Source organism: Bacteroides oleiciplenus YIT 12058 (assembly GCF_000315485.1).
Lineage (GTDB): Bacteria > Bacteroidota > Bacteroidia > Bacteroidales > Bacteroidaceae > Bacteroides > Bacteroides oleiciplenus.
Genome location: NZ_JH992943.1, coordinates 750,335 through 775,601, shown reverse-complemented (window position 1 = coordinate 775,601; position 25,267 = coordinate 750,335). Strand labels below are relative to the sequence as shown.

The window sequence follows — 25,267 nt, the reverse complement described above, 5'->3', positions numbered from 1 at the left end:
TTTGCGATAAAATAAAACAGTAATGGAATATATCCGAAAAATAAAGGTATTCAAAACATACTATAAAGAGTTCTATTTGGCACAAACACCTGAAGTAAGAACAAAAATTGATTATGTTATTGAGCTTATTAAGCAATTAGATAGAGTACCGAAAAGCTATTTTAAACAGATAGAAGGAGTATCAGGACTATTTGAAATCAGAGTGGAGTATGCTGGGAATATATATCGTATTTTCTGTTGCAATGACGAAGGACAATTGGTTATTCTGTTCAACGGATTTCAAAAGAAATCTCAAAAGACTCCGTCTGATGAAATAAAAAGAGCAAAGGCTATAATGAATGAATATTTTAACAGCAAAAAAGGATAAGAAAATGACTGAAGAAGAAAAAAGAAAAGCAATAATGGAATGTGGAGATGATTATGATGAGATTCTCTACATTCAGTACGGGCAGAAAGGCACACCGGAACGCAATAACTTTGAGCGGGGCGCAGAAGCTTTTATTCTTGCCGAACGTCTGAAAGAAGAACGTCTGAAAGCCGGTCTTACCCAGGAACAACTTGCTGCGAAAATAGGTACAAAGAAAACCTATATCTCACGCATCGAGAATGGAAAAGCAGATGTACAACTCTCCACCCTCTTCCGGATTTTCGAAGGGTTGGGTAAAAGGGTCAGTCTGACTATTCTTTAAAGAAAGTCTTTTTAACCACAGATTTTACAGATTTCCACAGATTATCTATCTTGATAATCAATTTTTTAATTTTAATCTGTGTCAATCCGTGTAATCTGTGGTGAGTTTTGACTCCTTCATCTTTAATATGCTCTCTTTCCTTTTAAGTTAAATTCGTTTTTATCGCCTGTTTTTTCGTTTTGCTTCTTTTGCCGTTGCTGCGTCTCGATAATTTTGTTTTTCTTTGCAGAAAAGAAGAAAAAACATATGTCCTCATTTGATACATACATAAGCCGTAAACTGCCGCTGGTCAGTCTGATTAGTGCGGTTTTCATCATATATCCCAACATAGCCTGCCTCCCTTGGGATATAAAATTCTGGGGAGTTTGTGCAGGCTTTTATTGGTATTTTGCCTACCGTTTCTTTTTCTTCTGGGGACTGATTAGTCTGTTGATACGCTACAATCTGCGTCGGCTACCGGATGCACAGTTTAAGGAACGCTTTGCCCGCAACTTCGGCTACTTGTTGCTTGCCTACGCGGGGTTTGCATCCGTTTCCTACTGGATTGCTTCATACGGTATCCGCACGGACTTTCTGGGTAGCACCCTGCTTTCCCAATTTTTCATCCTGTGTTCCCTCTGCACGCTTATCGGCCACATCTCCATGCTCTATTCCAAACAACGGGAGAAGGAACACGAGATTGAGCGCCTGCGTATAGAGAATCTGCAAAGCCGTTGCGATGCATTGGCCAACCAGATAAACCCGCATTTCTTTTTTAACTCACTGAACGGAGTGCAATCGCTCATCCGCAAGAAGGATGACGAGAAAACACTGATGTACGTGCATGAATTGTCTGACATCTTCCGCTACATTCTTCAGAGTGATAAGAAAGGGCTGGTCACATTGAGGGAGGAATTGGAATTCATCCAGTCTTTCCGCTACGTGATGGAGGTGCGTTTTGCTAATAAGCTGGTGTTCTCCATCCGGGTAGATGAGGCTGTGCAGGATGAATTGACATTGCCGGTGCTTTCGTTGCTCCCACTGGTAGAGAACGTGACCGTTCATAATATGATAGACAGTGAACATAAGATGGAAATATCTATCCGGCTGAATGAACGGAATGAGTTGGTGGTGTCCAATCCTGTTTACCCCAAACTCTCTCCGCCCGATACCAACGGAACCGGATTGAAGAATCTGGAAAGCCGTTTCGCTTTGCTGATGAATAAGCAAATCCGGGTAGAGCGCGATGAAGAAACATTCCGGGTTTATCTCCCTTTAAAATAAAAATAGAATCAATATCAAAACAAAAGAGTAGCGATATGAGAGTGCTTATTGTAGAAGACGAGACTGCCGCTTATGAGAATCTGGTAGATATTCTCAAGGAAGTCTCCTATGATATTCAAATATCAGGTAATACGGAAAGTGTGACCCAGACTATCCATTGGCTGCAATCCAATCCGGCTCCGGATTTGATATTCATGGATATCCATTTGTCGGATGGCTCGGCATTTACTATCTTCGACAAGATGGAATTGGAAACCCCTATTGTTTTTACGACGGCCTATGACCGCTATGCGATAGAAGCTTTTAAGGTGAATAGCGTGGATTACCTGCTGAAACCGGTGAAGGTGGAGGATGTGAAGCATGCACTGGATAAATATAGCAAGCTGACTCATCAGGATATTCTGCAATACTTGTCTCAGTTGAACCTGTTGGCACCGGCACCCAGATATAAAGATAAGCTATTGATTCCCTATAAAGATAAATTGTTGCCTGTCAGTCTGAAGGATGTTTCGTGTTTTTATACGGCGGATAAGAATACGTGTGTGTATCTGAAAGACGGGACCATGTATCCGTATTCCAAGACGTTGGAACAGATAATGTCCTCTCTGAATCCCGCTGACTTTATCCGGGCGAATAAGCAATTCATTATAGCCAGGAACAGCGTGACGGATATAACAATCTGGTTCGATAGCCGCCTGCTGGTGACGCTCGATGTGGAGGTTCCCGAGCGTGTCTATATCAGTAAGAATAAGGCATCCGAATTCAAGTCCTGGTTAGTGAGTAACGATTAGGTTACAGGACGTTAATCAGTAATTTAGGTATATACTACTGTAATTTGTCTACGGTTTCTGTTGACAGCAGTCCCTATATTTGCAATTGAAAACTATTATAGAATAAAAGAGTAATTTTAAAGATGAAAAAAGAGAGAACGATACTTGCATTATGTACAGGCTGCCTGATAAGTGCGGCAAGCCTGCAAGCACAAACCGGCAAGGACAGCACACAGGTAGCGAGAAGCTATGCTATTAATGAAGTGGTGGTGACGGGCACACGCAGCGAAACGGATGTACGCCATCTGCCCATGACCGTATCAGTGGTGGGACGTCCGCAACTTGAAGCGAGCCAACAGGCTTCCGTGCTTCCGGTGCTGAACTCTCAGGTGCCCGGTTTCTTCTCCACTTCACGCGGTGTGATGGGGTATGGTGTAGCCACAGGTGCATCAGGACAGATGTCGTTGCGTGGAATCGGAGGTCCTGCACAGGCGGGATTACCCACTACCGGACTGTTGGTTTTGATTGACGGACATCCTCAATATATGGGTTTGATGGGACATCCCATTGCCGATGCTTACCAAACGATGATGGCGGAGCGAGTAGAAGTGCTTCGTGGCCCGGCATCAGTGCTTTACGGCTCCAATGCCATGGGTGGCGTCATCAACATCGTCACCCGCAAGATGCAGGAAGACGGTGTGAATACAAGCATTAACATCGGTGCCGGCTCTTATGGAACCTTGCAGACCGAAGCAACCAACCGCATCCGGAAAGGACGTTTCAGCAGTACGGTGACAGCTTCTTATAATCGCACGGACGGGCATCGGGCCGATATGGGCTTTGAACAATACGGCGGTTATGCCAAGTTGGGTTATGACTTCACGGACAACTGGAAGCTGTGGGGAGATGTGAATATCACTCATTTCAATGCCACCAATCCGGGGTCGGTAAGTCGCCCTTATATCGACAACGACCAGCGCATCACTCGCGGTATGACCTCTTTTGCTCTGGAGAATCATTACGAAAAGACCTCGGGAGCATTGAGTTTCTTTTATAACTGGGGAGACCACTGGATAAACGACGGCTACCAGCCCGGCGGAGAACCGCTTGACTACCGCTTCAACTCCAACGACCAGATGCTTGGTGTATCATGGTATCAGAGCCTGCAACTTTTCAAAGGGAACCGGGTGACTGTAGGGGCCGATTATTTTCATTTCGGCGGTGAAGCATGGAATAAATTCTCTGACGGACATCGTGAAACCTCGGCGGATAAATCCTTGAATGAGGTAGCCGGATATGTAGACTTCCGGCAGGACATTGTTGCCTGGCTCACACTGAATGCCGGTGCACGCGTAGACCATCATTCGCAGACAGGGACGGAGTTTATTCCGCAAGTCGGTCTGGCTTTCCACCTCCCGAAAGATGCGGAAATCAAGGCAATGGCAAGTAAGGGATTTCGCAATCCAACCATTCGCGAAATGTATATGTTCCCTCCGCAAAATCCGGATTTGAAGCCCGAGAAATTGTGGAATTATGAACTTTCCTTCTCACAGCGCCTTATGGAAAACCGTTTGTCATATGGCGTAAATGTGTTCTATATCAATGGTGAAAACCTGATTCTGCGTCTTCCCAATCCGGCTGGCAGCGGCATGCTGAACCAGAACTCCGGTGAGATTGAGAACTGGGGAGCGGAAGCCAACATAGGATACCAGTTCAATTCAACATGGGGTATCACGGCAAATTATAGCTGGCTTCATATGGAGAATCCTGTACTGGCATCTCCCGAACATAAACTTTACGGAGGCGTGAACTTCAGGAAAGGACGCTGGAGTGCATCTACGGGCATTCAATATGTGAAAGGACTTTATACCGACCTGGATGCAGAAACCAAGGAGAACTTTGTGCTGTGGGATATGCAGGGGAGCTTTAAAGCAACCAATTACCTGTCGTTCTATGTGCGTGGCGAGAACTTGCTGGCACAACGTTACGAAATAATAGCCGGCTATCCTATGCCGAAAGCTACTTTTATGGGTGGAGTAAACATTAACTTTTAATAAGTATATAAATTATGAAAACAACAACTATCAGACTTTATTCTCTGGATTATGGTAATGTGAAAACGTATTTTGCCGCTGCTCTTTTTATTCTGGGTAATCTGGCTCTGCCTCAACTTTGCCATCTTATTCCGCAAGGCGGCCTCACGTTGCTTCCAATCTATTTCTTTACGCTCATCGGAGCCTATAAATATGGTTGGAAAGTAGGATTACTGACTGCCGTCTTTTCTCCGGTTTTGAATCATCTGCTTTTCGGTATGCCTGCTGCGGGCGTGCTTCCGGCTATACTACTGAAATCAGCCTTGTTGGCGGTGGCTGCCGGATATATCGCCAATCGTTCTAAGCATGTCTCTGTCCCGATGCTGGCATTGGTGGTTCTGGCCTATCAACTTGTGGGCACATTGGGCGAGTGGGCCATGTTAGGTAATCTCACTCTTGCCTTGCAGGATTTCCGTATTGGTATTCCGGGAATGATATTGCAAGTTTTCGGCGGTTATCTGTTCATTAAGTATTTGGTTTATAAATGATATTCTATAAAATAGAAGTATGTTACGAAAAATCAGACTAACGGTTGCCATTTTCTTCTTTGTGCTGATTACGCTGCTGTTCCTCGACTTCACGGGGACACTGCATGGTTGGTTCGACTGGATGGCTAAAATTCAATTCTTGCCTGCGTTGTTAGCCTTGAATGTAGGGGTTGTGATAGCCCTGATTGTGCTGACGTTGCTTTTGGGACGTGTGTATTGTTCGGTAATATGTCCGTTGGGTGTCTTTCAGGACGTGGTTTCATGGCTGGGCAAAAAGCGGAAAAAGAACCGCTACTCTTATTCGCCTGCACTCAATTGGTTGCGCTATGGAGTATTGGGTGTGTTTATATTGGCTTTGATAGGGGGCGTCGGCTCTCTGGTGGCGCTGCTTGCACCTTACAGTTCGTATGGGCGGATTGCCTCCAATCTCTTTGCCCCGGTTTATCAGTGGGGAAATAATCTGCTTGCCTATCTGGCGGAACGTGCGGACAGCTATATGTTTTATTCCGTAGACGTGTGGATGAAGGCTGCGGGGACTTTTGCGATAGCTGCCCTGACGTTTGTCATTCTGGCTGTGCTGGCTTGGCGCAACGGACGTACATATTGTAATACGATTTGTCCGGTGGGCACGGTGTTGGGATTCCTGTCACGCTTTTCTTTACTGAAACCTGTGATTGATACAAGTAAATGCAATGGCTGTGGACTATGTGCACGCAACTGCAAAGCGGCCTGTATTGATTCGAAAGCTCATAAAATAGATTATAGTCGCTGCGTGGCTTGCATGGATTGCATTGGAAAGTGCAAGAAGGGTGCCATCCGCTATGAACGTTCGCGTAAAGAAGCACAGCAACCGGTATCTGCCGGAAAGGTGAATAGCGTGTCACCGGAACAGGTGGACAACGCGCGCCGTGCTTTCTTTTCTGCCGGGGCCGTGTTTGCTGCAAGCACCTTGCTGAAGGCCCAGGAGAAGAAGGTGGATGGCGGACTGGCGGTTATCGAAGATAAAAAGATTCCCAAGCGCACGACACCTATTTTCCCGGCAGGTTCATTAGGGGTACGCAACTTTACGGAGCATTGCACGGCTTGCCAGCTTTGTGTGTCGGTGTGTCCTAATCAGGTATTGCGTCCTTCCGGCAATCTGATGACATTGATGCAGCCGGAGATGTCTTATGAACGTGGTTATTGCCGTCCGGAATGTGCCAAGTGTGCCGAGGTGTGTCCGACGGATGCTATTCATCTCACCAGTCTGGCCGATAAATCGTCTATCCAGATAGGCCACGCCGTGTGGATTAAGAAGAACTGCGTGCCGCTGACGGACGGAGTGAATTGTGGAAACTGTGCCCGTCATTGTCCGGCTGCTGCCATTACGATGGTGCCTTCTGATGCGAATGATGCTGAGTCTCCGAAAATCCCGGCCATCAATGTAGAGCGTTGCATCGGTTGTGGCGCTTGCGAGAATCTTTGTCCGGCACGTCCGTTCAGTGCTATTTATGTGGAGGGGCATGAGAGACATAGGGTGATTTAAGATGATAATGTGATAAATGTTAGAAACATATATGGAAGAACATAATAAAAATATAAACCGCAGGGATTTCCTGAAAATAGTGGGTATCAGTGCTGCTACCACTACGGCTGCCGCCACTCTTTATAGCTGTAAGCAGAAAGACGGAGTGCTTCCCGGAGGCAGTGCAACTACGCCGGTGCCTACGGATAAAATGACTTACCGAACGTCTACGACTCAGCAAGACCGGGTTTCACTCCTCGGCTATGGCTGTATGCGCTGGCCGACTATCCCTTCGCCGGATGGAAAAGGGGACATCATTGACCAGGATGCCGTAAACGAATTAGTGGATTATGCCATCGCACACGGGGTGAATTATTTCGATACATCCCCGGTTTATGTGCAGGGATGGTCGGAGAAGTCAACAGGTATTGCGCTGAAACGTCATCCGCGTGAGAAGTTGTTCATTGCTACCAAACTCTCTAATTTCAGCAATTATAGCCGTGAGAATTCCATTGCTATGTATCGCAAGTCGTTCGAGGATTTGCAGACGGATTATATTGATTACTATCTGCTCCACTCCATCGGCGGTGGCGGAACGGAGGCTTTCAAAGCACGGTATATTGATAACGGAATGATGGAATTTCTGTTGAAGGAACGGGAGGCAGGGCGTATCCGTAATCTGGGATTCTCTTTTCATGGTTCGGTAGATACATATGATTATGCGCTTTCCCTGCATGATGAGGTGAAGTGGGATTTTGTACAGATACAGCTTAATTATGTGGATTGGAAACATGCTTCGGGACGCAATGTGAATGCGGATTATCTGTATGATGAATTGGTGAAGCGCAATATTCCGGCGGTCATTATGGAGCCGTTGTTGGGAGGGCGCCTCTCTAATGTGCCCACTCATATCATGACGCGTCTTAAACAGCGTCGTCCGGAGGATAGTGTGGCATCGTGGGCATTCCGCTTTGCCGGTTCTCCGGAATTGGTGCTGACGGTATTGAGCGGCATGACGTACATGGAGCATCTGCAAGATAACATCCGTACATATTCTCCGCTGATTCCTCTGACCGAGGATGATAAGGAGTTTCTGGAAGAGACGGCACAATTGATGCTGAAATATCCTACGGTGCCTTGTAACGACTGTAAATACTGTATGCCTTGTCCCTATGGTATTGATATTCCTGCTGTACTCATACATTATAATAAATGTGTGAATGAAGGTAATGTGCCGAAGAGCCAGCAAGATGAGAATTACAGGCAGGCGCGTCGTGCTTTCCTTGTAGGGTACGATCGGAGTGTGCCACGTCTGCGTCAGGCAAGCCATTGCATCGGTTGCGACCAATGCTCGCCCCACTGTCCGCAGAGTATCAATATTCCTAAGGAACTGAGACGCATTGATGCGTTTGTGGAACAGTTGAAACAGGAAACGTTGTAGCTCGTAGCTCCTAAACAAATTTAGAATGAGAAAAACAAAAGTACGTATGTGGTTTGGAATAATAATAGCAGTCATTGCTGTAATATGCATTTCCGTATTCGCCTTTATCAATCAGCCGAGTTTTGGCCGATTGCCCCAAGGTGAACGTTTGGAAAGAATCAAGCGTTCACCCCATTACCATGACGGTCAGTTCACTAACCTGCACCAGACGCCGATGATGACGTCGGATAAAGGGCGTTTTGGGGCGATGCTTTCCTTCTTGTTCCGCAAGACTGAGAGATTGCGTCCGGAAGATGCAGTTCCGACCATTAAAACGGATTTGCATAAATTGGAGCGTGATAAAGATGTACTCATCTGGTTCGGGCATTCCTCTTACTTTATCCAGATAGACGGAAAACGGATTCTGGTTGACCCGGTATTCTGCATGGCTTCCCCTGTGTCCTTTGTCAATAAACCGTTTAAGGGAACCGATATTTATAAACCGGAGGATATGCCGGATATTGATTATCTGGTAATCAGTCACGACCATTGGGACCATCTGGACTATCGCACTGTGAAAAGTCTGAAAGACCGGGTGGGCAAGGTGATTTGCGGATTGGGTGTCGGCGAACATCTGGAACATTGGGGATACAGAAAAGAACAGCTTGTGGAATTGGATTGGCAGGAAAATGCTGCACTGGATAACGGCTTTACCGTTTATTGTCTCCCGACACGGCATTTCTCCGGGCGTGGTCTGAAAGCCAACCAGACCTTGTGGGCGTCCTTCCTGCTGGAAACTCCGTCTCAGAAGCTATATATGGCAGGAGACGGTGGATATGATTCCCATTTTGAAGAAATCGGAAAACGCTTTCCCGATATAGACCTTGCCATTCTGGAGAACGGCCAATATAATGAGGACTGGAAGTACATCCATCTGATGCCTTCGAATATGGGAAAGGCTGCCAGAGAACTGAAAGCGAAAAGAATATTGACGGTACATCATTCCAAATATGCCTTGGCAAAGCATCCTTGGGATGAACCTCTGATGAACGAAAGGAATATGCAGGAACAAGATTCGCTGAATATGCTGGTTCCCGTGATTGGGGAGGTCGTACCTTTATAGAAAACTTTCATCTCTGTAATAAATAGTGGGTCGCGCTGATATTGTTGTTGTGTAACGGCAATGATATCAGCGTTTTTTGTTCCCCTTCCACACGCTTGTAACCCTTTACTCATCGGTCATAGCGTGTGGAAGGGCTGTTTTTGTGCCTATCTCATCACTGTTTTGTCTTTACTGATTCCGTAGTATCCCACTACCGGTATATATATCGGCTGCATCCGCCGTCCGATATTCTCAATTTTACCTTCTTCTTTCAACCTTTTCAGATGCTCCGTCGCTTTCGACCGCATGAAACCACATATTTGCTGAAAATCCAGACGCGTCATCAACTGATGTTCGGCAAAATATGCTTTCAGCCGTATGTCTATCTCCGCATTCGACAGCTTGCTGGAGTGTCCTCCGTGACTGATATTTTTTAGCTTCACCGGTCCCACCTCGTTCTTCAAAGCCTGGTCGGCGCGGAACTTGATGCCTTTCAGTTTCACTTTCTCATTTTTTCGTTTCGTATCCATCGTGATTCCTTCCTCGCATTTCAGTGTGGGATGAAAGTATCCGATGCCGTCCAAGTGCACCTGTCTTCCTTCCGCCAGTTCTTCGCCCATCACGTGTGAGAGTGCGTCGAGCACTGCCGACACATCCGTTTCCGTCAGAGAACAGCGTGCCTGTATTTTGTGGCGAATATCGTCAGTTTCTACTTTTCCATTGAGGGTGATGCGTGCATGGATTGTTTTTTTGTCCGTTTGGTTGTTTGGTACCGGATTCTCATACCATTCAAAAAGGATAGCCATTGTTTGTCGTTTTATAAGTAACGGTACAAAGGTAGCATTTATATATAGGAAGAACAAGTTTTGCATAAAGCATTATCAAGTATTGACGACTGTCAGCAAGTCGGCTTACGGTTGTCAGTAAATATGTTGGCGGTCGTCAGCCGACTTACTGACAGCCGTCAACACCTGCTGATGCTTCATTGAAAACACGATAATACCCTATGCATAACCTCAATACACTATGTCTGCTATGGGTTCACAACACCCTTCCATCCTGTAAGTTCGATGAATAAAGGGATTGAATAGGGTGGAAGGGGGGCTTGTGTTTTTAGTATTCCGGTGGTTGGAAAGGCGGAATATCAGGAAAAATAACACAAATCGTAAATAATCTTTCAATTAAGTAATTTTGCCGAATGCCTCTTAAAAAAGTATATTTAAAAACCTCTGTAATAACAACCTAATCAACATTTTATTATCTTTAGAACAGCAGAAGTGGCCACTGATGTTTTTCATATTACTAACAATATCTGTATAATGTTCTGTTCATAAACAAATAAACATTATGCGATAATCAATTTGAAACTATGGAAATCAAGAAAACACCCAAAGCGAACCTGGAAAGCAAGAAGCCAACCTGGCTACTTGTAGGTTATGTAATTGTGCTGGCCTTCATGTTCATTGCATTTGAATGGACGCGTGATCTCCGAATTGACACGAGCGGTGGTATTACCGAGAATGTATTTGAACAGGACATGGAAATCCCTATCTCGAAGCAACCTGAAATTGCTCCCCCTCCACCACCGGTTGCTGCGATTACTGAAATTCTGACGATTATAGATGATGAAACAGAATTGGAAGAAACTACGATTGCCTCTTCCGAGGAAACAGGTGAAAATGTGGAAATCAAACACATAGCTACTACGGTGGACGAAGAGGTGCCGGTAGAAGATGAAATCTTCGAAGTGGTAGAGGAAAAACCTGATTTCTTGAATGGTGGTATGGTGGGACTGATGCGCTATCTGAGAGATAACATTAAATATCCTACCATTCCACAGGAAACCGGCACGCAAGGTCGTGTAACTGTGCAGTTCGTAGTGAACAAGGATGGTAGTATTGTGGACGTTAAGGTAGCCAAAGGTATCGACCCTTATCTGGACAAAGAAGCTGTCCGTGTTATTTCTACTATGCCGAAATGGAAACCGGGTAAACAACGTGGCGTTCCCGTACGTTGCAAATTTACGGTTCCTGTGACATTTAAATTGCAGTAGCAGAGGTATTGGTACATGAAAAAAGACATCGCCCGGCTTTAATAAATTAATATTAAAGCCGGGCGATGTCTTTTTTGTGCAAAGGAATATGTCTGTTTTGCTCTTCGTTTTAGGAATAAACTTTTTCATGGAATTCATTAAAAAAGATAAAGTAAAATATTACTTTTGCATCAAACACCAGCAACTTAGTCACTATGATGAACCGTTTGATATTATTTATATTCATTGCATGTTTTCAATGTTTATCAGTTTGTGGTCAGTCTGCTTTTGACTTTTCAAAGCTTTCTCAACATAAAGTATTCGTTAATAAAAGTCTGGATATAGATCATTTCGATTTCTTTTTTCAGGATTCCATCGGAAGAATCTGGGGCGGCTCAAACGGCCTTATGATGTTCGACGGTGAATCATTCGTCAAGAAGACACCAAGTATTGGCACATATAGTGTTTATTGTGCGTTGTCTGCAACAAAATATCTGATAGGAAGCAGACAGGGATTATACCTGTTCAATCTGCAAACAATGGAACTGGTTCCTATTGAGGGGTTCTCTAAAGATGAAGTGACGGGATTGTACAGAATCAGTTCGCAGGAGGTGTTGGTGTTTTGTATAAACAGAATTGTCCGGTTAGATCTTAACCAAATGAAATCCGGCACTTTGTATAGTTGGAGCGGATACCGCATGATACAGCATATACTTTTGCCCGACAACACTTTTATTTTGCTTACCGATACAAGAGGACTCTTTAGGTTTGAACTCTCTCATGCCAAGCGAGAACCTATCCTGTTGGATAACCTTTCGGTTAAGGATGACATGTTGCTGTGTATGCTTTATGATAGCGGGACTCTCTGGCTGGGCAGCGACAGAGGGCTGTTGAAATGTGATTTGCAGACACATCGGGCAATACGTATTCCGGAGTTGGAAGGTATTTCCGTTAAAGTCTTGATGAAAGAGAAGTCCGGTTCGCTTTGGATGGGCACAAATAGTGGCTTGTATATCTTCGACAATGATACGCACGAATGGAGTCATTACTTGCATAGCACGCAGAGTGACGGGAGCTTGTTAAACGATTGTGTGTGGAGTCTTTTTGAAGATGCGGAGGGGAATAAATGGCTGGGAGTAGATGGAGGAATTTCGTTTATTCCACGGGAAAAGTGTTTCTTCAAAATCAAGTGGAGTGACCTTATCAACACGACCGAAGGAAACTGGATAAACCGTATGCTGCACGATAGTCGCGGGAATTACTGGTTCGGGGGAACTAACGGATTGGGATATTATAATGAGATTACCGGAAAATCTATCTTTTTCAAGAAGCAGGGAGAGCATCGGATTCCCAATAATACGGTCAGGACTATTTATGAAGATAAGAGCGGAACAGTCTGGATTGGCACGGATGGCGGTTTTGCTTGGTTTAATGAGAAAGAACAGAGGTTCATATTCTGTAATGTGGAAGATGCGGAAAGTGGGAAAAATGCTATCTGGACTTATGGAATCAGTGAAGACCGGGAAGGGAATATCTGGCTGGCTACCTGTTCGGGAGGCCTTTTCTGCGTGAAAAGGGAAAGTTTGCTTACAGGTACCAATAAGTTTGTGCCTGCTTTATGTAATTATTGCTCGACGAACAAGACGCATAAGATAGAATATGACGGATGTCTTGGGATGTTCAGCGATTCGGATGGAAACATTTGGGTGAATGCGGAAAGGGTGCTGTACAAGATAGATAACCGTAACAATCAGCTACTCAATTCTCCTTCGCGGTTGACTTCAGTTTCCAGCAGGGGAGTCATTGCGCTGTTTTGTGATGAGGATGGTGAAATTTGGGGAGCCCGTAGAAATGCGCTTTTCAAGGTAAATCCGCAAGATAACCGTCTGGAAGAGATAGATATGAACAGCTATGTGGAAGAATACGGAGACATCAATTGTATGACTTCGTGCGGAGATTATATCTGGTTTCTGACAAGTCGAAGCGTAGGTGTGATTCACAAGCAAACTTACATGATAGAACATATTGTGGACTTGGCGGCTGCCCAGTATAAAAGCTGTTATTATGACCGTCGGAATCATCTGATATGGTTGGGCGGGATAGATCATTGCCTGGTAATTCATCCGAATGAGTGCCTGAAGAATGAGCGTGACATGAACCCGTCTGCCATTATTTCGGAAATATATGTGAATGGGGTACCCGTTTCTCCGCCCCGGAAGTTGAACGGACGTTCTCTGCTGGATGAAGATGTGGCTTACTGTAAACAATTGAATTTAGCTCCTGAAGAAAATAGTGTGGCTTTCCGTTTCTCTACCGGGAAATTGTTGCGCGAAAATGAACGCCAGTCCGGATACTTTTATAGGATTAAAGAACTGGATGAATCGTGGAAAGCCTTGAATCCGTATCATCCGTTGATTGAATATTCCTATTTGGGTTATGGGACGTATCATCTGGAAATAGGCAGACAGTCTCAAAATCATGGCATTGATACGATAAGGACATTGAATATCATTGTTCAGGCACCTTGGTACTATACCGTATGGTTTCGGTTGCTCGTTGCCGGGGTGGTTATCGCCTTATTCTTTGCCGGTATCAACTATTACAGGGTGAAGACCAAGCTGCATATAGCGGAGATGGACAAACAGAAGACATTGGACCTCTCGCAGATGAAGATGGAGTTTCTTACCAATATGTCGCATGAATTGAAAACTCCCCTGAGCCTGATATTGGGACCGATCAATAAGTTGCTCAGTACTACCAGAAACAGCCAGTCAAAGGCTTTGTTGCAGATGATACAGGAAAATACAATGAAGCTGAATTCAATGGTTGTTCAGATTATCAATTATAAGGAAGATTCGGGGAGTTCTTCCCATTCCGTAATGTCCCGCATGGAGGCTGTTGAATTTATGCAAAGTATTACTTCCACTTATCAGGAGGCATGCGATGCTAAAGGAGTGTCTCTTGAATTTCAGTCTTGTGTGTCGTCTGTATATATAGAGGCTGATCCGTTGAAGCTGGAATCTATTATCAATAACTTATTGTCGAATGCTTATAAATTTACGGAGTCCGGGGGCAGGATTAGCGTTATGGTTGAGAGTAAGGAAGAAGATTTCCAAAAGACATTGCTGAAATTAACTGTTTCTGATACCGGTTTTGGAATTCCTCGGGAAGATTTACCGTATATCTTTGATCGTTTTTACCAGTCCGGGCAAAACCGGGAAGTCAATCAGGATGGATCGGGTATCGGGCTTTCGATGGTGAAAAATTATGTGGCACAACATGGTGGGGAGGTTCAGGTAGAGTCGGAAGTGGGTAAGGGAACCACCTTTATTATATGGTTGCCTGCGGTTCAGGTAGAAGAACCTGCATTGCTTCCTTCCATGAGCGGTTCGTTTGAAGAACGGGGACTGCGTGTGCTGGTTGTGGAAGATAATATGGAGATAGCCCGGTTTATTGCCGATAATCTGAAAGGTATGCAGTGTACGATGGTTCATAATGGTAAATCTGGCTTGGAAACTGCAATCCGGCTGTTGCCTGATATCATTGTTGCGGACATAATGATGCCTGTTATGGATGGCGTTGAAATGAGCCGCCTGTTGAAACGTAACTTGTCGACTGCCACCATTCCTATTATACTGCTTACGGCGAAAGATAATAAACAAACGGAGTTGGAGGCCTATAAACTGGGAGTGGATGCTTTCTTGCCGAAGCCATTTGAAATAGACCACTTGATAGCGAGGATTAATCAGATAGTTGCCAATAAAGAATTGCTGGTGAGAAAAGCCTCTCTGAGTCGGGATGAAGATGTTCGGCAGGAAGAGGTGACTATGAAAGAAACGCCGGATGAAAAGTTCCTTGCTGGTATTACGAATCTGATAGAGGAACATCTGGAAGACTCCGCCCTGAACGTGCAGAAACTGGCAGAACTTTCGGGACTGAACGAGAAACAAGTGTACCGTAAACTGAAATTGCTGACAGGAAATACTGCCGTGGATTATATAAAATCTATCCGCCTGAAAAAAGCCGCCATGCTGCTGGTACAGAAAAAGTTTACGGTAAATGAGGTCATGTATATGGTTGGCTTTTCATCTCCGTCTTATTTTGCGAAGTGTTTTTCCGATAAATATGGCAAGACACCGAAAGCGTATATGGAAGAAGCAACCAGATAATAATATCTTTTCTTTCAATATATCAGTTTTTGCCGTACTATGTGTGGGCGAATAATTATTCGCCCACACATAGTACGGCACTTTTAATAGAATAATTTATATTTTATTTTATGTTGATTATCAATGTAATGCATCTCTCTTGTCCGTTTTCTGTTCCTGAAGTTTCATTTTCTTTTCTTCGTGTCCGATTATTGATAGTGTTTGGTCTGATATCGTTTTAGGATGTTCAGGGCGACCGCTTACATTTGCGGCATCAAGTTTTATTAATTAAAATCTATCATGAAATGAAAAAACACAGAATTTTTGCCTTATGTATGGCTGGAATCCTACAAACTGGATTTATCGGCGTGTATGCAACTCCTGACGAGGTACTGTCAGTCACTCAGCAATCTCTTACAGTAAGAGGTACAGTCATAGATGCCAATAATGAACCGTTGATTGGTGTGAATGTATCTGTCAAAGGCACAGCCAATGGTGCCATAACTGACCTTGAAGGTCGTTTTACGCTGAATGTGAAAGCGGGAGATGTCCTGGTCTTTTCTTATATAGGATATCAGAAACAGGAAATACCCGTACAGGATGGGAAAGCATTGAAAGTAACTCTCCGTGAAGATAGCGAAACTCTGGATGAAGTGGTGGTAATCGGTTATGGTACCTCACGAAAGAAAGACATCACCGGTGCTATTGCTTCCGTGAAAGCAGAAGAACTGAACACAGTCAGTTCATCCAGTGTAAGTCAGATGCTCCAGGGAAAAGTAACAGGTATGAGTGCAATTCAGAGTTCGGCGCAGCCGGGTGCGGGAATCTCCATAAATATCCGTGGTGCGGTGTCTCCCAATGGAAACAATTCGCCGTTGTATGTAGTGGACGGAGTGCCTTTGCAGAACAATTCGACTGCTGACCCGGGTATATTGGGAATTGACTACAAAACGGGTGTGGACCGTGATCCGCTGAATACGATCAATCCTAATGATATTGAAAGCATTGAGGTCTTGAAAGATGCATCCGCTGCTGCTATCTATGGCGCTTCTGCTGCCAACGGTGTTATATTGATAACGACTAAGAATGGTAAAAACGGCAAGCCCAAAGTAGAATACCGCAGCGTATTGACCGCCCAAGTAAAGAAAGACTATCCTAAAGTGCTCGCTGCACACGACTTCCGGGAACAAACCAACTTCTGGACTAAGGAGTATTACTTATACAACAACAAGATGGGAGTGTATGGTGACAATGCGATAGACTTCAGCGGATATACCCCTATTTTTGAAAATGTGGATGGTTATACGGCGGATACCAACTGGTTGGATGAAGTGAGCCGCCAAGGATATATCATCGACCAGAATGTATCAGTGAATGGTGGTACGGAAAAAACCAAATACTATTTCTCTTATAACTTTTATGATAATGTGGGTATGTTGAAGCAATCGGATATGAGGCGTCATAGTATCCGGATGAATCTCGACCAGGAATTCAGTAAGATTTTTAAGGCCGGCATCAAGATGAACTACTCTAATATGATGGCTAATAGTACGTCTGTGGGAAATGCCGGTAAGGGTGACAATATGATGGTGAATGCGCTGACCTATGCCCCCGACATACCGGTAAAGGATGAGAACGGCAATTACTCACGTTCCCATAACAAAATCCCTAACAATCCGGCTTCTTTTAATGAAGTGGAAGACAAGACTACAACGGAGCGTATTTTTATTGCGCCGACTTTTGAACTGAAACTGTTTGATGGATTATCATTGCGCGGGGTAGGAGGTTACGACAGCCAGTCGAGTGTGCGTAAATTTTATATTCCTGTGAAGGCAAACCAAACAACACTGGATACAGGGTATGCCTCTCTGGGTAATGCAAAAGTAGTAAACATAAGTACTGAAGCATTTTTGAACTACGACAAAACGTTCTCTGAAATTCACCGTTTCTCCGCTGTTTTGGGTGCCGGTTACTATAAGACTATGAGCGACGGATTCAACATGGCTGCCTATGACTTCTTTACGGATGCTTTTGGTTATGACAATGTGGGCATAGCATCGGATAAGGACAGACAAGCCATTAATTCATGGAGAAATGAACGTATCAAGTTGTCTCAGTTTGTTCGTATGAATTATTCGTTAATGGACCGTTACATTGTTACTTTTACCGCACGTCGGGACGGTTCCAGCTATTTTGCGGAAAACAATAAGTGGGGTATCTTTCCGAGTTTGTCGTTGGCATGGCGCATTAATGAGGAGGCTTTCATGAAGGATAGGACCGTATTCAGTGATTTGAAACTGCGCGTAGGATACGGTGCTGTCGGTAATGAAAATGTATTGGGAACTAATTCAATGTCGCTTTATAAGTCAGGCTATAACTATCTGATTGGTAATACTGTTCATACAGGTTTGGCTTTAACTCAAATTGAAAATCCGGATTTGAAGTGGGAAACCAACTATACCTTGAATATTGGTATTGATTATGGATTGTTCAATCAACGTATCAACGGTTCTATCGAATTCTTCCATCGCGGTGTGAAAGATTTGCTGGACTACCAGCAATTGCCTTCGAACAATGCAGTGGGACGTATAGCTGCCAATATCGGTGAGACAAAGAGCCAGGGATTTGAATTTTCACTGCGCAGCGATAACCTTACTTCCAAAGACTTGCAGTGGGAAACATCTTTTAATCTGTCTTATTTTAAGGCAAGCTGGGTAAAACGCAATCCGGAAGTGGAACTGGCCGATTATATCAGTGAGAAGGATGAACTGGATGCCATTTACGGATGGAAAACAGATGGTATCATTACTTCAAAAGAAGATATTCCGAGCTATATGCCCAATGCCAATGTGGGCAACATTAAATATGTGGATGTGAATGGAGACAATGTATTGGATTCTAAGGATGTTGTCAAACTGGGTAATAAAAATCCCCGCTGGTTTGCAGGTCTGGGCAATACGTTTAGCTACAAAGGATTTGACTTGAATTTCTATTTCTATGGTGCATTCGGCAGAAAGAAAAGCCGCGGACAGATACCCGATGCTGCAGCTATCGGCAACAACGGTAGCGCTCCGGGAAACACATACGTCTCTATTATCAACGGAGTATGGAATAGCCAGAATGGAACCGGATGGATGCCGGGCATTGCAACCAATCCGTATGACAGTTCCAATCCTTCCGGAACCAATGACTTCTACTTGATGAACGGTAGTTACGTGAAACTGAAAAATGTAACATTGGGATACTCGTTGCCGAAGTCGGTCTTTGCGAACAGTAAATTCATTCAGGGTGCCCGCTTCTTCATCGATGCACAGAATGTGGCGACTTTTACGGGCTACAAGGGCTTTGATCCGGAACTGACTACGGATAATCCATATCCGCAAGCTGTATCCTTATCCTTCGGCTTTAATTTGAATTTCTAATCTTCAAAAAGAAAAACAACATTATGAAAAAAATATTTTTAACAACAGTGCTGAGCGCTTTTCTGGGGTGTTCATTATTTACTTCGTGTGATGATTTACTGGAAACGAAAAACTTTACGGATATGTCTCCGTCCAATTTCTTCAAAACTGAAGGCGATATGGATGCGGCAATTATGGGAATTTACCTTCCTTGTACCACCAACTGGGGGTATGGTGATGGTGGAACCGGAGGATGGTATAATGCATTGTTTAATGCTGACCTTGCAGCATATTATCCGTCCAGCATGATTACTACGGATATGGTTTGTACGTATAGCAGCAACATTTATGATGAGTTCAACGTTGGTCCGTCCTCTGGCGGAGCTTTGACGAACACCTACAATATTATCCGTTTTGTGGCCCGGGCAACGGACGTAATTAATCAGATTGCCAACAGTAGCGGTGCGACAGAAGATATACGCAGTCGTTTCGTTGCCGAGACCAAGACCCTGAGAGCATTTTATATGTATACGTTGTTGGACTGGTTTGGACCGGTAAATGTGAAGCTTGATCCGGAAACACTGATGGATAACACAATTGAGCCCCGTCCTACCGAAGAAACTTACGTAGGATATATCGAAAAAGACTTAAATGATGCGCTTGAAACATCTTCATTCCCAGATAAATATAATGCGGATGCGGATAATTGGGGCAGAATGTCGAAGGCTGTGGCGTATGGCATCCGTATGAAGCTATATATGCACCAAAAAGACTGGACCAAGGCAAAGGCTGATGCGGAGAAACTTATGAGTATGGGATTTTCTTTGATCTCCAACTATGAAGATGTCTTCAATAACGACCGGACATCTGAACACATCTGGTCAATTCCTTCCAATACTGCCTATGATAACTTCTATGTGACCGAAGTCTTGCCCAGTGACTTTAAGCGTGGTTATAATCATTTAGGTGAATCTTATATAAGAGGTAACGATTCTTCCTATAAGCCGGGATGGCAGGCGTATTGTATGCGATGGGAATTTTATGACACTTTTGAGGATAAAGATGTGCGCAAGAAAACTATTTTGTGTGAGTTTGATGCTGCCGACGGAACGCATAAAAACCGCAGTATCATGAAGGGAGCCATCCCCGTTAAATTCACAGATTCGCAGTATGACAATTACGGCATTCAGAAAGCTCATCCGGTGATTCGGTATGCTGAAGTCTTACTGTCCTATGCTGAAGCGGACAATGAATTGAATGGCCCGACTCAGAGCGCTATCAATGCCGTGAAACAGATAACAGATCGTGCAGGTATAGAAATTCCGGCTTCGGCAACGGTTGGTAAAGAAGCTTTCCGTAGTTATTTGTTGGAGGAACGTGGACGCGAACTTTTCTGTGAGGGGCAGCGACGCCAGGACCTGATACGTCATGGAGTATATATTAGCAGGGCTGTTGAGCGAGGTAAGAATGCAAAAGATTACCATGTATTGTTTCCCATTCCGCAAACAGCCATAACAGAAGCGGGTGGTATTCTTGAACAGAATCCGGGATATACTAACTAAACTGTGTTGCTTTAACAATATCCCGGTTGGCTATGAAAATTGAATAAAAAGATTGTTTTTAATAGGTAGTATTATAATAGCCAACCGGGATTCAGTCAATAATTCTCTTGTAAAGTAAATGTATGAATAGAAAAGTTTTTATTTGGGTATTGATGTTTTTCCTTGTTTTTGTTTCTTCGTGCAAGCGAAGTCAGGATGGAACTGATCATTCTAAAGTTGCTTATCTGGCAGCTTATATGAAGGGAGATGACGATAAGCATATGTATTATGCATTGGCGGAGGACGGATTTACTTTTCGTGTGTTGAACCATAAAAAGCCTGTCTTGAAGGCTTCTTATGACGATCAGTTGATTCGTGATCCGATGATTATAAAAGATAAGGATGGAGTTTACCATCTGGTGGCAACCGTTTCCTGGAAAAATCGGCCTTTTACGGTGTGGGACTCTAAAGACTTGATTACTTGGGAGAATGAACGCCTTGTGGATGTGGCACCCGAAGGCGCTACCAAGACATGGGCTCCGGAGTTTGCCTATGATGAGGAAAATGATATATACTTTGTCCACTGGACGGCGGAGTTGAACGATGATTGGAATACGGCTTCCATTTATTATGCTACAACCAGAGATTTCATTAACTATTCCAAACCGAAAGTTCTGTACAGCCTGAATGGAACAGGTATATTGGATGCAAATATCATAAAAGCAGGGAGTACCTATAATCTGATTTACAGAAATAATGGCATATGGGTTGCTACATCGGCAAATGCTCAGGGACCTTATACCAATCCGTATGAACTGACGTCTGAAAATGTGGAAGGTCCGTTTGCTTTCCCGTTTAATGGCGGAGGCGGTTATGGAATTGTATGGGATTATTTTGGGAGAAGTTCCGGTTTCGGACTTTGGACATCTCCTGATTTCAAGAATTGGATCAGGGTTACAAATGAGAAATATCCCTACTACAACGACCAAGTGGAGTTTCCGGAAAAGATTCGGCATGGTTCTATTATTGGTGTTACACAGGAAGAAGTGAACAGATTATTGGAAATTTTTAATTGATAATGAGGCTTTTATGAGGAGATTTGTTTTACTTTTCGTGTTTTTGCTTGTATGGACTCAGCATTATAATGTGATAATGGCAAATGAACCTGAAACAGGCTATCTGTTCTCATATAACAAAAACGGAGTTCATTTTGCATGGAGTGTTGACCGGGAGAATTGGCATACGATTGGAGAAAACTTTTGTTTCTTGTCGTCCGATTATGGAACTTGGATGGGGCAAAAGAGGATGATTGATCCGATAATTGTACCGGATGGAACAGGAGGGTGGCATTGTCTGTTTACGGTAAATGAGGAAGAGGGGACGATTGCTTATACAGTCTCTCCCGATCTCATCCATTGGGAACCTCAATCTTATCCGCGTGTGAACGGAAAGGGAAACTGTATGTTACTGGAACTAACGGAAGATGCAGAAGATAACCATCTGGTCACGTGGATAGATACTAGGAATGGCGAAGGGCAGGTATATGGAGTTTCTACCAAAGACTTTAAAACATATACTCCGGCTCGGCAAATGTCTGTATCAGTGCGGAAAAATATAAGGAAAGTCGTCAATATTAATGGGGTGGAACAGTCGGGAGTTATCAATGAGGTGTCTTGGAATGTGATAGATCGATTGATAAAGCACTATGAATATAACACTTTCCGGGAGAATCAGTTTGATGAAACAATGGCGGAAGATGCCGTGAGATTTGCTTCTTTGAAACCGGTCGATGCGACTGTAACGATTCATCCTGAAGGAAAAAAGCAAATCAGCGATATGCTGGTAGGCATTTTCTTTGAAGATATAAATTATGCGGCAGATGGTGGTCTTTATGCAGAATTGGTTCAAAACCGCGGTTTTGAGTATAAACTGAGTGATAAACTGGGGAATGATAAAACCTGGACCAGTAAAAAGGCATGGAGGCTGTATGGAGAGCATGCCACTTTCACGGTCGATTCGGAAACTCCCCTTCATGTGAATAATCCACATTATGCAATCTTGGAGCTGGAACAACCGGGAGCGGCTTTGGTCAATGAGGGCTTTAATGGTATTGCACTTAATGAAGGCGATAAATATTATTTTTCCATGTTTTCACGTGTTTTGCAAGGAAAAGGTGGAAAGGTAATGATTCGTTTAATTGACGAAACAGGGGAAATTTGTGGCGAGCAGTTTATGAAAGTATCTTCTAAGGAATGGAAAAAGCGGGAAATTGTGTTACAGTCGGCGCGGAGCACAGGTAAAGCACATTTGGAAATTGTTCCTCAGTTTGTAGGCAGTATCGCTCTTGATATGGTTTCTCTTTTTCCCCGGAATACTTTTAAAGGACGTAGAAACGGTTTGCGCATGGACCTTGCTCAGACATTGGCAGATTTGAAACCGCGTTTCGTCCGTTTCCCCGGTGGATGTGTGGCCCATGGCGACGGATTGGCAAATATGTATCGCTGGAAGAATACAATAGGGCCTTTGGAGTCCCGCAAAACTCAACGTAACATGTGGGGGTATCATCAGTCAGCCGGACTGGGGTATTATGAATATTTCCAGTTTTGTGAAGATATCGGGGCGGAACCTTTGCCTGTGTTGCCGGCAGGTGTACCTTGCCAGAATTCTGCATCCGGTGGTCAGGGCCAGCAGGGAGGTATTCCGATGGATGAAATGCAAGCTTATGTTCAGGAAGTGCTTGATTTGATAGAGTGGGCGAATGGAGATGCCAAAAATACATTCTGGGGCAAAAAACGTGCAGAGGCAGGGCATCCGGCGCCTTTTAACCTGAAATATATCGGTATCGGAAATGAAGACCTGATTTCGGATGTTTTCGAAGAACGGTATGTCATGATATGTAAGGCCGTTATGAAGCGGTATCCTGAGATAATCGTTGTGGGAACTGTAGGACCATTTTTCCAGGGAAGTGATTATGAAAAGGGATGGAGTATTGCTAAGGATATTAAATTACCGATGGTAGACGAACATTATTATTGCAAACCGGGATGGTTTATTCATAATCAGGATTATTATGACCGCTATGACCGTTCGCAGTCAAAGGTTTATTTGGGTGAATATGCAGCCCATGCTCCCGGACGTAAGAGTAACCTGGAAACAGCTTTGTGTGAAGCTTTGCATTTGGCTAATATAGAACGGAACGGAGATGTAGTGAGCCTTACTTCTTATGCTCCTTTATTGGCTAAAGAAGGTTGCATACAATGGGCGCCCGATTTGATTTACTTTAATAATACGGAAGTTAAACCTACCGTTTCTTATTATGTGCAGCAGCTTTACGGACAAAATAGTGGTGATGAATATTGGCCGAGTCTCACAACTTTATCCAATAAGCAAGATGAGGTAAGAAAGCGTATTGCTGTTTCTGTGGTGAAAAATACCGAAACCGGAGAATATGTGATTAAACTGGTAAATCTGTTGCCGGTTGCCGTGAACTTTACCATTGATTTGAAATCGTTGGGCATTATTGATACTCGTGTGAAAAAGACAATATTGCATGGCAAGCCTGATGATAGTAAACTAAAACCGATCACATCTGAAATTACCGTGATGGGAGAATTTAAAGAATCAGTTTCTGAATATTCATTCACCGTTTTACGGTTGCAATAATATAGAATAAAACAAAGGCACAACAATGTTTTTTTATTGTTGTGCCTTTTAAATTATAGTGGAGCGTATGAGACTCGAACTCATCACCTCGACACTGCCAGTGTCGCGCTCTAGCCAGATGAGCTAACGCCCCGTTTCATTCTTTTGCTAACGTTTGCGGTAATTCCCGCATTTTGGTGGCGCAAATATAATGCATTATTCTGAAATAATTGCTATGTTTGCGAAACAAAGTGAAAGAAAAAATTATGCTGATTTATAATACCACCTATCAGGTAGAAGAAGGACAGGAAGATAACTTCCTGATTTGGATAAAAGAGTTTTATATCCCCGAAGTAGGGAAGTCCGGAGCACTGAGTGCGCCGCGCATTGTTCGCGTGCTGAGCCACCGTGAAGAGGGAAGTACGTGCTATTCGCTTCAGTTTGAAGTAGAAAGCTCGGGAGTTTTACATCGCTGGCATTTGGACCAGGGGGCAAAGCTGAATGAAGAACTGGTGAAGGTATTCAAAGACAAAGTGGTTGGATTTCCTACCCTGATGGAGGTAATAGAGTGATACAACCGGTTAAGGAAAAGATAATTCTGGGTATTGATCCTGGTACTACCATTATGGGCTACGGGGTGTTGCGTGTGCGGGGAACAAAGCCTGAGATGATTGCAATGGGCATTATCGACCTGCGCAAGTTCGGTGATCACTACCTCAAACTGCGCCATATACATGAACGGGTGCTGAGCATCATTGAGAGTTATCTGCCTGACGAACTTGCCATTGAAGCTCCCTTTTTCGGAAAGAATGTGCAATCTATGCTGAAGCTGGGACGTGCACAGGGCGTGGCGATGGCTGCCGCACTTATCCGGGATATACCTATCACAGAGTATGCTCCACTGAAAATTAAAATGGCCATCACCGGAAACGGACAGGCTTCCAAAGAGCAGGTGGCGGACATGCTGCAACGCATGCTTCATCTGGCAAAGGAAGATATGCCTACCTTTATGGATGCTACGGATGGACTTGCCGCCGCTTATTGCCACTTTCTGCAAATGGGGCGCCCGACGATGGAGAAGGGATATAGTGGTTGGAAAGATTTCATAGCCAAGAACCCTGATAAAGTGAAGAAATGAATCGCCTGTCACTAAACACTAAATATTAATCATTAA

General features: G+C 44.0%; 18 protein-coding genes and 1 tRNA gene. 17 read left to right on the top strand and 2 right to left on the bottom strand.

Going from position 1 to position 25,267, the window contains the following annotated elements; all coding sequences use genetic code 11:
- Window positions 1–22 precede the first annotated feature (22 nt).
- From HMPREF9447_RS19425 to HMPREF9447_RS19385, 9 genes are all read left to right on the top strand, one after another.
- Window positions 23–367, top strand: a complete 345-nt coding sequence (locus tag HMPREF9447_RS19425) for a type II toxin-antitoxin system RelE/ParE family toxin (RefSeq protein ID WP_009131488.1) — start codon at window positions 23–25, stop codon at window positions 365–367.
- 4 nt (window positions 368–371) lie between these two features.
- Entirely contained in the window at window positions 372–689 is a 318-nt protein-coding gene (locus HMPREF9447_RS19420; protein ID WP_009131487.1) for a helix-turn-helix domain-containing protein, read from the top strand.
- A 246-nt stretch (window positions 690–935) separates the two neighbouring features.
- Window positions 936–1,952, top strand: a complete 1,017-nt coding sequence (locus HMPREF9447_RS19415) for a sensor histidine kinase (RefSeq protein ID WP_009131486.1) — start codon at window positions 936–938, stop codon at window positions 1,950–1,952.
- 35 nt (window positions 1,953–1,987) lie between these two features.
- Window positions 1,988–2,743, top strand: coding sequence for a LytR/AlgR family response regulator transcription factor (locus tag HMPREF9447_RS19410; protein WP_009131485.1), 756 nt, complete (start codon window positions 1,988–1,990; stop codon window positions 2,741–2,743).
- A gap of 122 nt (window positions 2,744–2,865) precedes the next feature.
- Window positions 2,866–4,776, top strand: coding sequence for a TonB-dependent receptor plug domain-containing protein (locus HMPREF9447_RS19405; RefSeq protein ID WP_009131484.1), 1,911 nt, complete (start codon window positions 2,866–2,868; stop codon window positions 4,774–4,776).
- A gap of 14 nt (window positions 4,777–4,790) precedes the next feature.
- Entirely contained in the window at window positions 4,791–5,303 is a 513-nt protein-coding gene (locus HMPREF9447_RS19400; protein WP_009131483.1) for a hypothetical protein, read from the top strand.
- 19 nt (window positions 5,304–5,322) lie between these two features.
- On the top strand, window positions 5,323–6,828 hold the full coding sequence (locus HMPREF9447_RS19395) for a 4Fe-4S binding protein (RefSeq protein WP_009131482.1): 1,506 nt from the start codon (window positions 5,323–5,325) through the stop codon (window positions 6,826–6,828).
- Between the two features lie 31 nt (window positions 6,829–6,859).
- Complete coding sequence (locus tag HMPREF9447_RS19390) at window positions 6,860–8,248, top strand: aldo/keto reductase (RefSeq protein WP_009131481.1); 1,389 nt, start codon at window positions 6,860–6,862, stop codon at window positions 8,246–8,248.
- A 25-nt stretch (window positions 8,249–8,273) separates the two neighbouring features.
- The gene (locus HMPREF9447_RS19385; RefSeq protein WP_081589789.1) at window positions 8,274–9,350 is read left to right on the top strand and encodes an MBL fold metallo-hydrolase; all 1,077 of its coding nucleotides are present in this window, start codon (window positions 8,274–8,276) and stop codon (window positions 9,348–9,350) included.
- Between the two features lie 146 nt (window positions 9,351–9,496).
- On the opposite strand, the gene HMPREF9447_RS19380 is transcribed toward HMPREF9447_RS19385, so the two are convergent.
- Entirely contained in the window at window positions 9,497–10,135 is a 639-nt protein-coding gene (locus HMPREF9447_RS19380; protein ID WP_009131479.1) for an HU family DNA-binding protein, read from the bottom strand.
- Window positions 10,136–10,698: 563 nt separating this feature from the next.
- Between HMPREF9447_RS19380 and HMPREF9447_RS19375 the strand changes: the two genes are divergently transcribed.
- The 6 genes from HMPREF9447_RS19375 (at window position 10,699) to HMPREF9447_RS19350 (ending at window position 24,114) form a co-directional block, all read left to right on the top strand.
- Window positions 10,699–11,382 carry an energy transducer TonB gene (locus tag HMPREF9447_RS19375; protein WP_009131478.1) on the top strand — a complete coding sequence of 228 codons (684 nt, stop codon included), beginning with the start codon at window positions 10,699–10,701 and terminating at the stop codon, window positions 11,380–11,382.
- Window positions 11,383–11,576: 194 nt separating this feature from the next.
- Entirely contained in the window at window positions 11,577–15,530 is a 3,954-nt protein-coding gene (locus HMPREF9447_RS19370; RefSeq protein ID WP_009131477.1) for a hybrid sensor histidine kinase/response regulator transcription factor, read from the top strand.
- Between the two features lie 284 nt (window positions 15,531–15,814).
- Complete coding sequence (locus HMPREF9447_RS19365) at window positions 15,815–18,931, top strand: SusC/RagA family TonB-linked outer membrane protein (protein ID WP_009131476.1); 3,117 nt, start codon at window positions 15,815–15,817, stop codon at window positions 18,929–18,931.
- A 23-nt stretch (window positions 18,932–18,954) separates the two neighbouring features.
- A complete protein-coding gene (locus tag HMPREF9447_RS19360) occupies window positions 18,955–20,472 on the top strand; it encodes a RagB/SusD family nutrient uptake outer membrane protein (RefSeq protein WP_009131475.1) in 1,518 nt (505 codons plus the stop codon).
- 122 nt (window positions 20,473–20,594) lie between these two features.
- Complete coding sequence (locus tag HMPREF9447_RS19355) at window positions 20,595–21,527, top strand: glycoside hydrolase family 43 protein (protein WP_009131474.1); 933 nt, start codon at window positions 20,595–20,597, stop codon at window positions 21,525–21,527.
- A 13-nt stretch (window positions 21,528–21,540) separates the two neighbouring features.
- Window positions 21,541–24,114 (top strand): alpha-L-arabinofuranosidase C-terminal domain-containing protein, encoded by a 2,574-nt coding sequence (locus HMPREF9447_RS19350; protein WP_009131473.1) that lies wholly within the window; start codon window positions 21,541–21,543, stop codon window positions 24,112–24,114.
- 59 nt (window positions 24,115–24,173) lie between these two features.
- On the opposite strand, the gene HMPREF9447_RS19345 is transcribed toward HMPREF9447_RS19350, so the two are convergent.
- A tRNA-Ala gene (locus HMPREF9447_RS19345) sits at window positions 24,174–24,247 on the bottom strand.
- 112 nt (window positions 24,248–24,359) lie between these two features.
- On the opposite strand from HMPREF9447_RS19345, the gene HMPREF9447_RS19340 reads away from it, so the two are divergent.
- Together HMPREF9447_RS19340 and ruvC are read left to right on the top strand one after the other, a co-directional pair.
- Window positions 24,360–24,665 (top strand): DUF4286 family protein, encoded by a 306-nt coding sequence (locus tag HMPREF9447_RS19340; RefSeq protein ID WP_009131472.1) that lies wholly within the window; start codon window positions 24,360–24,362, stop codon window positions 24,663–24,665.
- On the top strand, window positions 24,662–25,231 hold the full coding sequence (gene ruvC, locus HMPREF9447_RS19335) for a crossover junction endodeoxyribonuclease RuvC (RefSeq protein WP_009131471.1): 570 nt from the start codon (window positions 24,662–24,664) through the stop codon (window positions 25,229–25,231). The genes HMPREF9447_RS19340 and ruvC overlap by 4 nt, the downstream gene beginning before the upstream one ends.
- Window positions 25,232–25,267: the final 36 nt, after the last annotated feature.